At 61.6% G+C, this 13,942-nt stretch carries 14 protein-coding genes and 1 pseudogene; 13 read left to right on the top strand and 2 right to left on the bottom strand.

What is annotated here, in order from left to right; genetic code table 11:
* The 8 genes from GEM_RS10545 (at position 1) to GEM_RS29780 (ending at position 4,741) form a co-directional block, all read left to right on the top strand.
* Positions 1-744: a putative type VI secretion system effector gene (locus tag GEM_RS10545; RefSeq protein ID WP_014897394.1), complete on the top strand. Its 744-nt coding sequence runs from the start codon at positions 1-3 to the stop codon at positions 742-744.
* Between the two features lie 50 nt (positions 745-794).
* Positions 795-1,532: a putative type VI secretion system effector gene (locus GEM_RS29795; RefSeq protein ID WP_014897393.1), complete on the top strand. Its 738-nt coding sequence runs from the start codon at positions 795-797 to the stop codon at positions 1,530-1,532.
* 57 nt (positions 1,533-1,589) lie between these two features.
* Entirely contained in the window at positions 1,590-1,865 is a 276-nt protein-coding gene (locus tag GEM_RS29790) for a PAAR domain-containing protein (protein ID WP_080599384.1), read from the top strand.
* A 13-nt stretch (positions 1,866-1,878) separates the two neighbouring features.
* A complete protein-coding gene (locus GEM_RS29180) occupies positions 1,879-2,280 on the top strand; it encodes a hypothetical protein (RefSeq protein ID WP_014897392.1) in 402 nt (133 codons plus the stop codon).
* Between the two features lie 88 nt (positions 2,281-2,368).
* Positions 2,369-2,896 (top strand): hypothetical protein, encoded by a 528-nt coding sequence (locus tag GEM_RS31200; protein ID WP_148283817.1) that lies wholly within the window; start codon positions 2,369-2,371, stop codon positions 2,894-2,896.
* Between the two features lie 47 nt (positions 2,897-2,943).
* Positions 2,944-3,678, top strand: a complete 735-nt coding sequence (locus GEM_RS29785; protein WP_014897391.1) for a putative type VI secretion system effector — start codon at positions 2,944-2,946, stop codon at positions 3,676-3,678.
* A gap of 49 nt (positions 3,679-3,727) precedes the next feature.
* Complete coding sequence (locus tag GEM_RS10530) at positions 3,728-4,465, top strand: putative type VI secretion system effector (RefSeq protein WP_014897390.1); 738 nt, start codon at positions 3,728-3,730, stop codon at positions 4,463-4,465.
* 36 nt (positions 4,466-4,501) lie between these two features.
* Complete coding sequence (locus GEM_RS29780) at positions 4,502-4,741, top strand: PAAR domain-containing protein (RefSeq protein WP_080599383.1); 240 nt, start codon at positions 4,502-4,504, stop codon at positions 4,739-4,741.
* A 51-nt stretch (positions 4,742-4,792) separates the two neighbouring features.
* Here the strand turns inward: GEM_RS29780 and tssF are convergent, their stop codons facing one another.
* Both tssF and GEM_RS31195 read right to left on the bottom strand, forming a co-directional pair.
* Entirely contained in the window at positions 4,793-6,604 is a 1,812-nt protein-coding gene (gene tssF, locus GEM_RS10525) for a type VI secretion system baseplate subunit TssF (RefSeq protein ID WP_041490514.1), read from the bottom strand.
* Positions 6,605-6,791: 187 nt separating this feature from the next.
* Positions 6,792-7,055, bottom strand: a complete 264-nt coding sequence (locus tag GEM_RS31195; protein ID WP_148283815.1) for a hypothetical protein — start codon at positions 7,053-7,055, stop codon at positions 6,792-6,794.
* Between the two features lie 149 nt (positions 7,056-7,204).
* On the opposite strand from GEM_RS31195, the gene GEM_RS10520 reads away from it, so the two are divergent.
* The 5 genes and pseudogenes from GEM_RS10520 to GEM_RS10500 all read left to right on the top strand — a co-directional run.
* Positions 7,205-8,215, top strand: a complete 1,011-nt coding sequence (locus GEM_RS10520) for a zinc-binding dehydrogenase (protein WP_014897388.1) — start codon at positions 7,205-7,207, stop codon at positions 8,213-8,215.
* Between the two features lie 269 nt (positions 8,216-8,484).
* Positions 8,485-8,946 (top strand): (2Fe-2S)-binding protein, encoded by a 462-nt coding sequence (locus GEM_RS10515; protein ID WP_014897387.1) that lies wholly within the window; start codon positions 8,485-8,487, stop codon positions 8,944-8,946.
* Complete coding sequence (locus GEM_RS10510; RefSeq protein ID WP_014897386.1) at positions 8,943-11,267, top strand: xanthine dehydrogenase family protein molybdopterin-binding subunit; 2,325 nt, start codon at positions 8,943-8,945, stop codon at positions 11,265-11,267. The genes GEM_RS10515 and GEM_RS10510 overlap by 4 nt, the downstream gene beginning before the upstream one ends.
* 290 nt (positions 11,268-11,557) lie before the next feature.
* Positions 11,558-13,387: an acyl-CoA dehydrogenase gene (locus tag GEM_RS10505; protein ID WP_014897385.1), complete on the top strand. Its 1,830-nt coding sequence runs from the start codon at positions 11,558-11,560 to the stop codon at positions 13,385-13,387.
* A pseudogene (locus tag GEM_RS10500) lies at positions 13,371-13,877 on the top strand (zinc-binding dehydrogenase); the annotation flags it as partial. The gene GEM_RS10505 and the pseudogene GEM_RS10500, both read left to right, overlap by 17 nt.
* Positions 13,878-13,942 lie beyond the last annotated feature (65 nt).

The raw sequence follows: 13,942 nt of genomic DNA, 5'->3' as shown, positions 1-13,942 counted from the left end.
ATGGAAAATAAGCAGGCTACCGCGCCGGTGCTGCTGCGTGGGGTTATCACGGGAATGACAAAGCGTCGCGCCTCCTATGAAACCATCTTCACGGAAGCGGACAAACAGGCAATGGAGCGCACTGCGATCGTCGCAGCGCTGGCTGGCCTGAACGATATTGCGCTCAATCTCAGTATGTCCACGCAGTTCACGGATACGATGGGGGATCTAGTGACCTTCAGGCTGAACGGGGAGGAAGTCCGCGCGTGGATTTGGCTGTCTGTCTTCGAGAATGGTGATGAAGTCCAGGTCGTCGCGGAGCCGGCAGGATCCGGTTGGATTGGATACGCAATCAGGCGGTGTAGTGATGGCATTTTGTCTGTTCACCCTCATTGTGAGCGTGGGAGTAGAGCGCTATTTAAATTCTTCCTGAAACTCTCGATACTATTCTGGAGCGGTTGTGCGATGGCGGTGACGCTACTGGTGGCGTCGATGATGTTATACAACGGCTTGCATGATCGATGGATGTTTTTTATTAAATCTTTTATCGTTTCGTGGGGTGCGATTGAAGTAATGGCGATTTTTATAGCCTATAGGGTAAGCCGTAGATTCAAGAGGCAATTGCCAATGGCCAATCGGATATTCTCGACATTCGGATGGAAAGACCCTGCCAATGTTAGTTTGCCGAAGACGTCAAAGAGACTGCGGCAACCCGAAGATACGTGGCAAATGGGTAAGCTTATTTTTCGTTACGAAGAGTCTTGATTCTTCATCGAGTGGGGACATGGGGGCGTTGGCTGCAACCGGATACAAAGATGGAACCTAAGCAGGCTACTGCCCCTGTGCTCCTGCGCGGAGTCATCACAGGACTGACGAAGCGCCGAGCCTCCTATGAGACGATCTTCACGGACGCGGATAAGCAGGCAATGGAGCGAACTGCGATCGTCGCAGCGCTGGCTGGCTTGAACGACATTGCGCTGAATCTCAGTACATCCACGCAGTTCACGGATACGGTGGGGGACCTAGTGGCCTTCAGGCTGAACGGTGAGGAAGTCCGCGCATGGATTTGGCTGTCTGTCTTTGAAAATGGTGATGAAGTCGACGTTGTCGCGGAGCGGGCAGAGTCCGGATGGATTGGATACGCGATCAGGCGATGTAGTGACGGAATTTTGTCCGTTCACCCTCATTGTGAACGCGGTAGTAGAGCGCTTGGTAAGTTTTTCCTAAGGTGGTCGATACTATTTTGGAGCATCTGTGCGTTAGTCCCGACATTTTTTTTAATGCAGCCGCTACCTCATGATCGAGATCAGTGGGTTTTCTTGGGGAAAGCTCTGTTTGGTATCTGGCTGGCGGTGGAGGTATTGGCAGTTTTCGTTGCGCTTAGGATCTGTCTTAGATTCAAGAGGCAGTTGCAGATGGCTAATAAGATTCTTTCAACATTTGGTTGGAAAAATTCCCCCGACGTTGATTTGCCTAAAGTGTCCAAAAGGCTAAAGCAACCTGAAGATACGTGGCAGATGGGAAAGTTGATCTTTCGGTACACCGAGTCTTGAGTTCTCGCCGAATAGGCTCCGAAGGCGCCTTCAACTGCTTACTATCCGGAGAACACTATGAGCAAAGCATTGGTATGTGACGGCGATCCGACGACAACCGGCGGGCACGTCATCGCGACCGCTTCGAGTATGTACGACGACGACAGACGTATCGCCCTGGATCACGAAATGGCAACGTGTAGTAAATGTCCCGGCGAGCATCCGATTCAAGGTAGCGGTACCGATATGCAAGAGGACGGCCGGTCCTGCGTGTTGGATGGCGATATGGTGCTGTGTCCGTGTGGAGCGAACCACGTTAAGGCAGGCAGTGGATCGGGATGTTCGACAGTCTGAAGAAGTGCACCCCATGCTGTGGGGCATCACGGTCAAGCTCATCAAGGCCTCGATGGCAGCCGAGCCCGCGATGCGCCTCGCTTTGCTGATGGGTTATCGCGCGTTGCGGCAGCAGTGTGTGCCGCCGCCTCAGGCGTATGTGCGTTCGCTGCAAGCCGTAGGATTGGATAAGCGTGTCAAGAGTTTGACGGACATGTGGGAGGAGTTCAGCAAGTCGCAAAAGGGCGCGTCGACGCAATTGAATGCCCGGTTGGTTAGTACGCTGGTGGTAATCGAGATGCTGAATTTCGGATGCTTGCTTGCCAAAGTGGATAAAAGTAACGATGACTGTGCGTTGCTGGTCGCGTCCGGGGTGTCGGTGGTAGGGGCGGTTTTTTGCTGTTTCAGAGAAGGCGCTCAAGGCGTTCGGGAGTGATGCAGCGCAGAAGCTGCGCAATCTGAAGGCGATTACGAGTTTCTTGGGGGGAGTTTCGGCACTGATTCAGGCGACTGTGGACGTCCGGATGGCGAGAAAGACGGGAAATAATGTCATTGCTTATCTTTACTACGCCAAAGCGGTATTGGGCTTTGGCGCGGGCCTATCGTATCTTCTTACCGCTCTGACATCGTCGGCTCCGCTGCTTGCTCGTCTTGCTGGTGACGGGAGTCGCATTGTGATTCTAGCAAGGGGAGGTGCGGCGGGCATTGCCGGTGCGACCTCCAGATTGGCTTCGTTTACGACCCGCGAGGTTGCGGAGGCTGGCGGGTGGTTTGCTAGACAGGGTGCGGCAAAGAAGGCCGGCACGACCGCAGTCGGTATAGCGGTGGAGGAAACTGGCATAACGGTCGGTTCGCGAGGGGCATTGTTGCTCCTCGGTCGAGGTGTTTTGATCCTGACTGGCTGGGAAGTCGCCTTGGCAGTGGTCGCTATTCAGTTTTTGATTTGGTATTTTTCGGACGATGAGTTGCAGAAATGGCTTGAAAAGTCCGCATTCGGGCGGAAGCCTGCGAATCCGGCTTGGGATGCGGGGAAGCAGAGCGATGAATTTTAAAAGGCATTGAAGGTAATTGGTCTTTCGACTGATTGAACGGATTAGTGATGGCAGACACGGCACAATCTACCTCTACACAACTGTTGAGAGGGCATATCCGGAATCTTCGTAGCACGAGGCAGTCCCAGGAGTTTTTGTTTACAGATGCTGACCGGACGACGATGGGGGTAACGGCTGTTGCGGCTGGGCTAGCGGGACTTGGCGGTGTGGCTATCGGGCTGGCCGCGTCTGCGGACGATACCGCCGAGGACGCTGATTTGCTTGAATTTGAACTGGATGGGAAGAGCATTCGTGCGTGGGTATGGGTATCCGTGTTCAAAGAGGGCGATGAAGTCGAGATTGTCGCAGAGCAATTTGGCCAGATATGGCATGCGTTTGGCATCAGGCGTGTCAGCGACCGAATCGTGGCGCTACATCCACATTGCAGTCGAGGTCGATATGCGCACTATAAGGCGACGGCGCGATGGTGGATTGGGCTGACGGGCACATTCTTATTGTGCTTTAATATTTTTGCTGTAATTGTTTTGTATTTTAGTGGTGAGAGTGATTGGCTAGGTGTTTTGAATTTGTTTTTTTGGGGCGGGGTGATCGTTTCGACCATTGCTGGCGTAATTTCGGTCCGTATGGGTAGAAAGATGATGAAATTCGCTTGTCTTGCTGAAGGGATTTTTTCTGGTTTTGGTTGGAAGGATGTGAAGAACATAGATCTGCCTGCGATCACGAAAAAGAGCAAGAGGCCGGGAGAGCCTGGGGCATTAGGTATCTTGTATTTTCGTTATTAGTGGTAACCCGCTAACTCGGCAGTGGGGTTTCGGTTGATGGAGCGAATTAATGATGGCAGACACGGCACAATCTACCTCTACACAACTGTTGAGAGGGCATATCCGGAATCTTCGTAGCACGAGGCAGTCCCAGGAGTTTTTGTTTACAGATGCTGACCGGACGGCGATGGGGGTAACGGCTGTTGCGGCTGAGCTAGCGGGACTTGGCGGTGTGGCTATCGGGCTGGCCGCGTCTGCGGACGATACTGCCGAGGACGCTGATCTGCTTGAATTTGAACTGGATGGGAAAAGCATTCGTGCGTGGGTATGGGTATCCGTGTTCAAAGAGGGCGACGAAGTCGAGATTGTCGCTGAACGATTGGGGCAGGTATGGCATGTATTTGGCATCAGGCGTGTCAGCGATCGAATCGTGGCGCTGCATCCGCATTGCAGTCGAGGCCGATATGCGCACTATAAGGCGACTGTGCGATGGTGGTTTTTGATTTATTCATCGATGATGTTGATCATGGTCCTTTTGGGGGTGGTCATGTCTTTCTTTGATCCCGTTGATAACTGGTTGGGGATTTTTTATATGTATGCGGGTGGGGGGGCTATAGTTGCTGCTATTTTTGGTTTGATTGCATTCAACATATCTAGAAAATTCATGGGGTTCGTGCGTCTCGCTGAAGGAATTTTTTCTGGTTTTGGTTGGAAGAATGTGAAGAACATCGATCTGCCAGCGATCACGAAAAAGAGCAAGAAGCCGGGAGATCCGGGCGCATTAGGCATCTTGTATTTCCGCTACTAACAGTAGTTCGCTCACTCGAAGATTGGGGCCTCATCCATGATGAATCTCATCCGTGTCGGCGATGATGCCGACCACGGCGGCAAGGTGATCACGGGTTCGTCGACGATGCGTTTCGTTGCTCGCAAGGGGGACGAGGTTACTTGTCCCCAACATCCAGACGTCAAACCGAATTTGATCGAAGAGGGCGATGAATCGATGACAGATAACGGTGTTCCAGTTGCTCGACACGGTCACCGGGCGACCTGCGGCTGTCACCTGATTTCGAGCCTTACCTGATCTGCACGAGTTACAGAGTGACTTGATCTTTGCGGTTTGGAGGCAGGAAAATCAGGCGAGCATGATTGTGCCTGGTCTCGGCGTGCAGCGTCGAATTTCCACACCGGAGTTGGCCGACATCACGACAAGTTGGACAAAACTCGTCACTGGCGCATGCACGGCGAAGAAGTGATCCATCGCGACGATGAAGGTGCTCAGGCTGGCCGCAGCGAATGCCTGTTCATCGACGGTCAACGTCACTTCCAGACCCCGCACAAAACTCGGCATTGGTTCTCCCGGCAGCCAGAGCTGTTTGACGCGATGGCTCAGGTTCGTCAGTCCGTCGAGCAGTTTCGCGTGCCCTGCAGAATGAACGGTGAATTGGCGGAACACGCGTTTCAGCTCCGCAAGCCCGGTGCGGGTCAATTCGATCGAGTGCGGGGCGAACTGCGTGATGAGCCGCCAAGCCGCATCGCCTTCGCTCGACAATCGCGCAACTTCCGTCGGTGTGTCCAGCATCACGATGCGTGAAACCATCGTTCCCTGCTCGTTCACTAGATCACCATCTTCGGCGCCGGCCCGCATCGTGCGAGGGAAATTGCCATTCGAGCAGGTGGCGTCTGCCGTTATCTGTTCGATTACGGTGTCGGTTGCCGGTCGGCCGTCGAGTTCGACCAGGCTGAGCGCGGTTTCCTTCTTTCCCGATGGCGAGGCCGCGTCATGGTGCATGAGAACCCAATAGGGGCCGGCCGGTTTGGCGGAGCTGCCGTGCATGAGCGACGCGAACGGATGAATGATGTTCGCTCTGGAGCTGCCTGTCGTGGCACGGACCGACTCGACAGACCAAACTTCGACACCCGCAACGTCCGTATTCTGGGATTGCACGGGGTACGTGTTCGTGATCGGATTCCGCTTGAGTGGCAGCGACGTCAGCCGGAACAGGTTGACGATCGGCGTGCAAAAGAGCTTCAGATTGTCAGCCGACAGATTTTTTAGTCGCTGTGCTGTCCACGAATCTGGATGAACGCCGCAAATGGCGAGATGCAAGGTAAGTTGCTGGCTGGAGCCCGCCGTCCGCGCGAGCGCGGCGAGGTCGACGTCAACGAAATCGAATTTCTTCGGAAACGCAAAATATTCGCTCATTAGCCGCAGGGCTGGCGGCCCGTCGTCTTCGTCGAGAAGCTTCTCGGCCTCATCGTAGCCGGCGGCGGCGAGCGGCAGTGTGGTCAGCGTTGACCAGCGACGTTCGGCGTTTTCGACGAAGGCGGCTGCCGTGCGCATCGTCATCGTATCCATTGCCGCACCGACGACTTCACGGGGGCCGTTGACATGGATGCGCAACGGGCTGGGGACGGTTTCGATGCGAAAGTCGGGGCGGGCAACCGTAAAGGTGATGGAGAGCAGACCGGTTGTGCTGGCGGGCAGGACGACGTCGGAGGGAACGGCAGTTGCCGGGGCATAGCGCGCAGCGGAAATCCGCACGGGCGCTAACGTTACGTCATATACGGTTCGGAAAAGGCAGTCTTCCGTTTTGCTCGCCAGTTCTGTGCCGCGGGCAATGAACGATGGCTCAGTGAGCTTTTCGAACATGTCTGAGACATCGAACTGGGCGATTGCGCACGCAGGAACCGTTCGAAGATACTGGGGATACAGCATGCCGAGGAGGGCTTCGGCGAATTCCGGATAGTTGTCGTCGAGCCGACTTCCTATATCCGCAGCGAGGAGAGCGAACGACTGCAGCATCCGTTCGACGTGGGGATCTTCGGAGTGGTCGCCGGAAATTCCGAGACGAACGGCAATTTTGGGATAGCGTGTTGCAAAGATTGCAACTGACCGGCGCAGTAGTGAAAGTTCTCGTTCGTAATGCGGAAGCAGATGATCCATTGCGTGAAGTGATGAACCGGGAAGGCGGTGAACCGATATATTCGCCGACTGTTTCGGTTGCGCTGAATGGTGTCGGGCACGCTAACGTCTGACGTTGCTATGATAACCGCATGACGAAAAAAGCCCGTCGATCGACTCGGGGAGGAACCTGTCCGCATTTTTGTGGGCGAGGCGGTTGAACAACAGGTTATCCGCGCGCCTGCGTAAACCGCTCGCCGAACAGGATAGCAAGCTGGTTCATCGCTGATTTCCAGTCGAAGGCGGTGCGTACCGTTTTGGCCAGCCCACCGCTTGCTTTCTGTTTGCCCGATCGCGGAACCCCCGTGACCGATACGCACAAATGCCTTGTCGCACGTTCCGCAAAAATCGCGAATTTCCCTCCGAGTTCAAAAGTGTTTTCGCGGAATGTCCCTTCCCCGACGCAACGTCGGCCACGGATACTCACGGCCATACACATTCCGCATCCGCCGGAAATCCCATCGAACCTTGCATGACCGCTGCCTTGGGCATCCCGCGTCCGGGCCGATCATCCTCACGGCGCGTCCGGCATGTACACCATGTCGCAGGCACCGCCGGTCACTCGAACTACACGCCAACGCCATGACCCAACCCCTCCACCACGAATCATTGCCGACCCGCTATCGCGCATGGACCTGGCAAGGCTGCGAGCATCCCGAGCAACTGCGTCTCGAACAGATCGCGATGCCGGCGCTGAAGCCCGGACAGGTGCTGGTGCGCAACCACGCGATCGGCCTGAATCCGGTCGACTGGAAAGTACTCGGCGGCGCGCTGGTGAACTGGTCGGAGGGGCACGTGCCGGGTGTCGACGGCGCGGGAACGGTCGTCGCGGTCGCGGACGAGCACGCGCGCAATTTGCTCGGTCGTCGCGTCGCCTACCATCAGGGCCTCAACGAACACGGCAGTTTCTCGGAATACACGCCGATCGCCGCGTCCGTGCTGTTGACGGTTCCCGACGCGCTCGATTTCGAAACGGCCGCAAGCGTGCCATGTCCCGCGCTGACCGCGTGGCAGGCGCTCGAGAAAGTGCCGTGCCGTACATCCCGCGAAATTCTCGTCAGCGGAGCAGGGGGCGCGGTGGGCAACTATCTGGTGCAGATCGCCGCGGACCGCGGTTTCGAGGTCACGGTGTCGTGCCATGAGCGTCATTGGGAGCGCCTGCGTGCGCGAGGGGCGGCTCACTTTCTGGCCGGTCCCGTCGACGAGACCATCGACGCCGGACATGAACTGGCGGGGCGCTTCTACGCGGTGTTCGACAGCGTCGATGCACAAAGCGCGGCACGCTGGGCGCCGGCGGTGTCCGCAAACGGCCATGTCGTGTGCATTCAGGGGCGGTTCGAGGCACAGCCGCTGCCGCCGTTTACGACGAGCGTGTCGCTTCATGAAGTCGCGCTGAATGCACTGCATACATACGGCGACGCCGCAGCGTGGCTCGAGACGACCACCGCGGGCAGCATGCTGCTGGCCGGTATCGCCAACGGCACCCTTCAATCCGAAGCGCGTGTCACGGGCGACTTCGAGCACTTGCCCGAGCAACTTGAAGGACTCCGGCACCGCCGGTTTTCGGGCAAGCCGGTGGTGCTGGTCGGATAACGCGCGCTCCCGGATCGCCCCGATCCGACGACGATCCGGAATTCGTCTGATAATACGAGCGGCGATCCACCCGAACGAGCCATCGTTCGAATCCCGCCGAACCGTTGCACCGGCAACCAGGCGGCAGCATTGCCGCGATTGCGTCGTCACCCGACACAATCCGGAAACGAAACGGCGTCAGGCCCACCTGGTCGTTCGGAATGTGCCCAGCGCCGTTCAAATCCCCACACGACGCCCGCGCGACGCGGCGTCGCAACCAGGAGTGAACGATGATCACGCTGACCGTCAACGGTAGCGAACAGCATTTCGACGGCAATCCCGACATGCCGTTGCTCTGGTATCTGCGCGATGTCGTCGGCCACACGGGCACCAAGTTCGGCTGCGGGATGGCGCTGTGCGGCGCGTGCACGGTGCATCTCGACGGTGTGGCGATCCGCGCGTGCATCACGCCGGTTGCGGTCGCCGCCGGCAAGCGCGTGACGACGATCGAAGGGTTGTCGACCGACCTGACCCACCCGCTGCAGCAGGCCTGGCAGGAACTGAACGTCGCGCAATGCGGCTACTGTCAGTCCGGACAGATCATGCAGGCCGCGTCGCTGCTGAAGACGAATCCGCATCCGAGCGACGCCGACATCGACGACGCGATGTCCGGCAACATCTGCCGCTGCGGCACCTATACGCGCATCCGCGCGGCGATCCGGCTGGCGGTGCGCCGCGGAGGTGCCGCATGAACGCGCCGGAACTCTCGGTCCACAACGAAAGCCGCCGCGCGTTGCTGCTCGGCTTCGCATCCGGCGGGCTGCTGCTCGCGTTCGGCGTGCCGTCGCTCGCGCGCGCGGCCGCGCCGGTGCAGCCGCCCGTGAGCCCGAATCCGCGGTACGGCGGTGCAGGCATGCCGCACGGCTTGCGCGACGATCCGCACCTGTTCGTCGCGATCGCGCCGGACGGCACGGTGACGGTGACCTGCATCCGTTCCGAGATGGGTCAGGGCGTGCGCACGAGCGTCGCGCTCGTGGTCGCCGACGAACTGGGCGCGGACTGGACACGCGTGAAAGTCGCGCAGGCGGTCGGCGACGAGCCGCGCTACGGCAATCAGAACACCGACGGCTCGCGCAGCCTGCGCCAGAGTTTCGCCGCGCTGCGTCGCGCGGGTGCGGCCGCGCGCACGATGCTCGAGCAGGCCGCGGCGGCGGCGTGGGGCGTCGATGTGCGTCAGGTGAAGGCGACGGTGCACGAGGTGGTCGATACGAAAAGCGGGCGCAAGCTCGGCTTCGGCGAACTGGCCGCGAAGGCGGCCGCGCTGCCGGTGCCCGACACGAACAGCGTGGCGCTGAAGGCGCCGGCCGAGTTCCGCTATATCGGCAAGGGCGAGACGGCGCTGATCGACGGACGCGACATCGTCGGCGGCCGCGCGCACTACGGGATCGACACGCGGCTCGACGGCATGCTGTACGCGGTCGTTGCGCGTCCGCCGGTCTATGGCGATACGGTCGCGTCGTTCGATGGGTCCGCTGCGGAGCAACTGCCGGGTGTGGTCAAGGTCGTGCAGCTCGTGTCCACGCCGCTGCCGTCCGGCTTCCAGCCGCTCGGCGGCGTGGCCGTGATCGCGCGCGACACGTGGACGGCGATCCAGGCGCGCGCGCAACTGAAGATCGACTGGCAGCACGGGCCGCATGCGGGCTACGACTCGGCCGCCTACCGCAAGACGCTCGAAGCGGCGGCCGAGCAACCCGGCGACGTGATCCGCAACGACGGCGATGCGGCCGCGGCGCTCGCGGGTGCTGTGAAGCGGGTGCGCGCGACATACTACGTTCCGCATCTCGCGCACGCGACGATGGAGCCGCCCGCAGCGGTCGCGCGCGTGGCCGACGGCCGCTGCGAAGTGTGGACCTGCACGCAGGCGCCGCAGACCACCCGCGATGAGATCGCCAAGGCGCTCGCGCTGCCGACGGAGCGGGTCACGGTCAACGTGACGCTGCTCGGCGGCGGTTTCGGCCGCAAGTCGAAACCGGATTACGTGGTGGAGGCCGCGCTGCTGTCGAAGGCGGTTGGTGCGCCCGTCAAGCTGACGTTCACGCGCGAGGACGATATCGCGCACGACTATTTCCACGCGGTGTCGCTCGAGTCGTTCGACGGCGGCCTCGACGCGTCCGGGAAAGTGGTCGCGTGGCAGCATCGCACGGTCGCGCCGTCGATCCAGTCGACGTTCAAGGCCGGCGTCGTGCACGAACAGCCGGGCGAACTCGCGCAAGGCATCGCGGATCTGCCGTTCGCAGTCCAGAACGTGCGGATCGAGAATCCGGCCGTGGAAGCGCACACGCGCATCGGCTGGTTCCGTTCGGTGTACAACATTCCGCACGCGTTCGGGATTCAGAGCTTTGTGTCGGAGCTCGCGCACGCGGCGGGCCGCGACCCGAAGGATTTCCTGCTCGACCTGATCGGGCCCGCGCGACGTTTCGAGCCGCACATCACGGTGAAGAACGTGAACTACGGCGAGGATCCCGCGCTGTATCCGGTCGATACCGGACGGCTGCGGCGTGTGATCGAGACGGTCGCGCGCGAAGCCGGCTGGGGGCGCAAGCTGCCGAAGGGACACGGGCTCGGAATCGCCGCGCATCGCAGCTTCGTGTCGTACACGGCGGCGGTGTGCGAGGTACAGATCGGCGCGGACGGCGCGATTGCGGTGCCGCGCGTCGACATCGCGATCGACTGCGGGCCGCAGGTCAACCCGGAGCGCGTGCGCTCGCAGCTCGAAGGCGCGGTGGTGATGGGGCTCGGCATCGCACTGCACGGCGAGATCACGTTCAAGGACGGGCGCCCGGAACAGAGCAATTTCAACGGCTTCCAGGTGCTCAGGATGAGCGAGGCGCCGCGTGAAATCCGCGTTCATCTGGTCGCACCGGACGACTACGCGACGCCGCTCGGCGGCGTAGGCGAGCCGGGCCTGCCGCCGGTCGCGCCGGCGCTGACCAACGCGATCTTCGCGGCGACCGGCACGCGGATTCGCAGCCTGCCCGTCGCGGATCAGCTCGCGAAGCAAAAAGCCGGTTGATGCGCGGTCGCGCGCCGGGTCATGCGCATGGCCCGGCGCGATGCACCGATCGATCGCCTGCGCGCGAGGCGCGAGCATTGTTGTTTGCGAACGACCGTGCTAAATTCCCGTCAGCACTTGCAGTCACCGACCCATCAACCCGGTTCCGGCAACCGGAGCCAACGGGCGCGCCGGCATGCCGCCCGACAGGAGACAGACGTGATGGAGCATGCATCGATCGAGCGCACGCGGATCGACCAGACCGCGCATGAGCGGCTGCGGGAATCGCAGGCAATGCGGAGGGCGTCACGATGAGCCTGTTGATGTCGCGACGCGATCTCGCGTTCCTGCTGTACGACTGGCTCGATGCCGAAGCGCTCGTCGCGCTGCCGCGTTACGCGGAGCACAGCCGCGAGACGTTCGACGCGGTGCTCGACACCAGCGAGCGGATCGCGGCCGACCTGTTCGCGCCGCATGCGGCGCGCGGCGATCGTGAGGAGCCGCAGTTCGACGGTGAGCGCGTGACGCTGATTCCCGAAGTCGAGCCGGCGGTGCGCGCCTTTGCGGCGGCCGGCCTGATCGCCGCCGGCCAGGACGAAGCGTTCGGCGGGATGCGGCTGCCGAAACTCGTCGAAGCCGCGTCGTTCCTGTTCTTCCAGGCCGCGAACATCGCAACCGCTGCGTATCCGTTTCTCACCGTCGCGAACGCGAACCTGCTGCTCGCGCACGGTAGCCCCGCCCAGATCGACGCGTTCGCGCGGCCTGAGCTGGAAGGGCGCTTCTTCGGCACGATGTGCCTGTCCGAGCCGCAAGCCGGCTCGTCGCTGTCCGATATCGTCACGCGCGCCGACTTCGAGGGCGAGTCGCCGCTCGGTTCGCGCTACCGGATCACCGGCAACAAGATGTGGATTTCCGGCGGCGAGCACGAGCTGGCGGAGAACATCGTCCACCTCGTGCTCGCGAAGATTCCCGACGAACAGGGCCGGCTGCTGCCCGGCACGCGCGGCATCTCGCTGTTCATCGTCCCCAGGTATTTGCCGAGCGACGACGGCGCCGCGCGCGGCGAGCACAACGACGTGGTGCTCGCCGGCCTGAATCACAAGATGGGCTATCGCGGCACGACCAACTGCCTGCTGAACTTCGGCGAGGGCACGCGCCATCGTCCGCAAGGGCGGGCCGGTGCGATCGGCTATCTGGTCGGCGAGCCGAATCACGGCCTCGCCTATATGTTCCACATGATGAACGAGGCGCGCATCGGCGTCGGCGCGGGCGCGGTGGCGCTCGGCTACACGGGCTACCTGCACGCGCTCGACTATGCGCGCAACCGGCCGCAGGGCCGTCCGCTCGGGCCGGCGGGCAAGGACGCGGCCGCGCCGCAGGCGCCGATCGTCGCGCACCCGGACGTGCGGCGCATGCTGCTCGCGCAGAAGGCGTACGTCGAAGGCGGACTCGCGCTGATCCTGTACTGCGCGCGGCTCGTCGACGAAGCGCGCGCGCACGTCGACGAGCAGGTGCAGGCCGAGGCCGCTCGGCTGCTCGACATCCTGACGCCGATCGCGAAAAGCTGGCCGTCGCAGTGGTGTCTCGCGGCGAACGATCTCGCGATCCAGGTGCATGGCGGCTACGGCTACACGCGCGACTATCCGGTCGAGCGGCTCTACCGCGACAACCGCCTGAATCCCATCCACGAAGGCACGCACGGCATCCAGGCGCTCGACCTGCTGGGTCGCAAGGTCGTGCAGGACGACGGCGCGCCGCTGCGGACGCTCGACGCGCGCATCGGCGCGACGGTCGAACGTGCGCGGGCGGCGGACGGCGACGCCGGTTCGCATGCCGATGCACTGGCGCAGCGGTGGGCACGGCTCGTCGACGTCACGCGCGCACTGGCGGCGATCGGCGATCCGCAGGTGCGGCTTGCGAATGCGAGCGTCTATCTGGAGGCGTTCGGCCATCTGATCGTCGCGTGGCTGTGGCTCGACGTGACGCTCGCCGCGCACGGGCGCGATGACGATTTCCATGACGGCAAGCGGGCCGCCGCGCGTTACTTCTTTCGCTGGGAACTGCCTAAGGTGGATGCGCAGCTCGATCTGCTGGCGAGTGTCGATACGACGACGCTCGACATGCGCGACGGGTGGTTCTGAGCGCCGCGCTGCGCGGATGACGGACGGTGTCGCGGTGCAGGCCGGTGCGCCTGCGTTGCGCGCCGACGACACGATCGACTATGCGACCGAAGACCTGCGGCGCCGCGTCGACGAACTGACCGGCGGGCGCGGCGCGGACGTCGTCTACGATCCGGTCGGCGGCGCGTACAGCGAGGCGGCGCAGCGCGCGACCGCATGGCGCGGCCGGTTCCTCGTGGTCGGCTTCGCGGCCGGTGAGATCCCGACGCTCGCATTGAACCTCACGCTGCTCAAGGAGCGCGATATCCTTGGCGTATTCTGGGGCGACGCGGTGCGGCGCGATCCAGCGCCGCACGCGGCAAACATGCGCCAGCTCGCGCAATGGTTCGCGGCCGGCAAGGTGCGGCCCGCGATCACCGAGCGCGTGTCGCTGGCCGGTGCGGCCGGCGCGATTGCGCGCATGGCGAACCGGCAGGTCAAGGGCAAGGTCGTGATCCTGCCGGATGCGTGATCACGCCGACGTCGGACCGCGCGGCGGCAGTCCGATCGGGCGCCGCCTTCGATCGAGATGTTTTT

This window comes from Burkholderia cepacia GG4, assembly GCF_000292915.1.
Taxonomy (GTDB): Bacteria; Pseudomonadota; Gammaproteobacteria; order Burkholderiales; family Burkholderiaceae; genus Burkholderia; species Burkholderia cepacia_D.
This window is presented reverse-complemented; position numbering and strand designations above follow the sequence as displayed.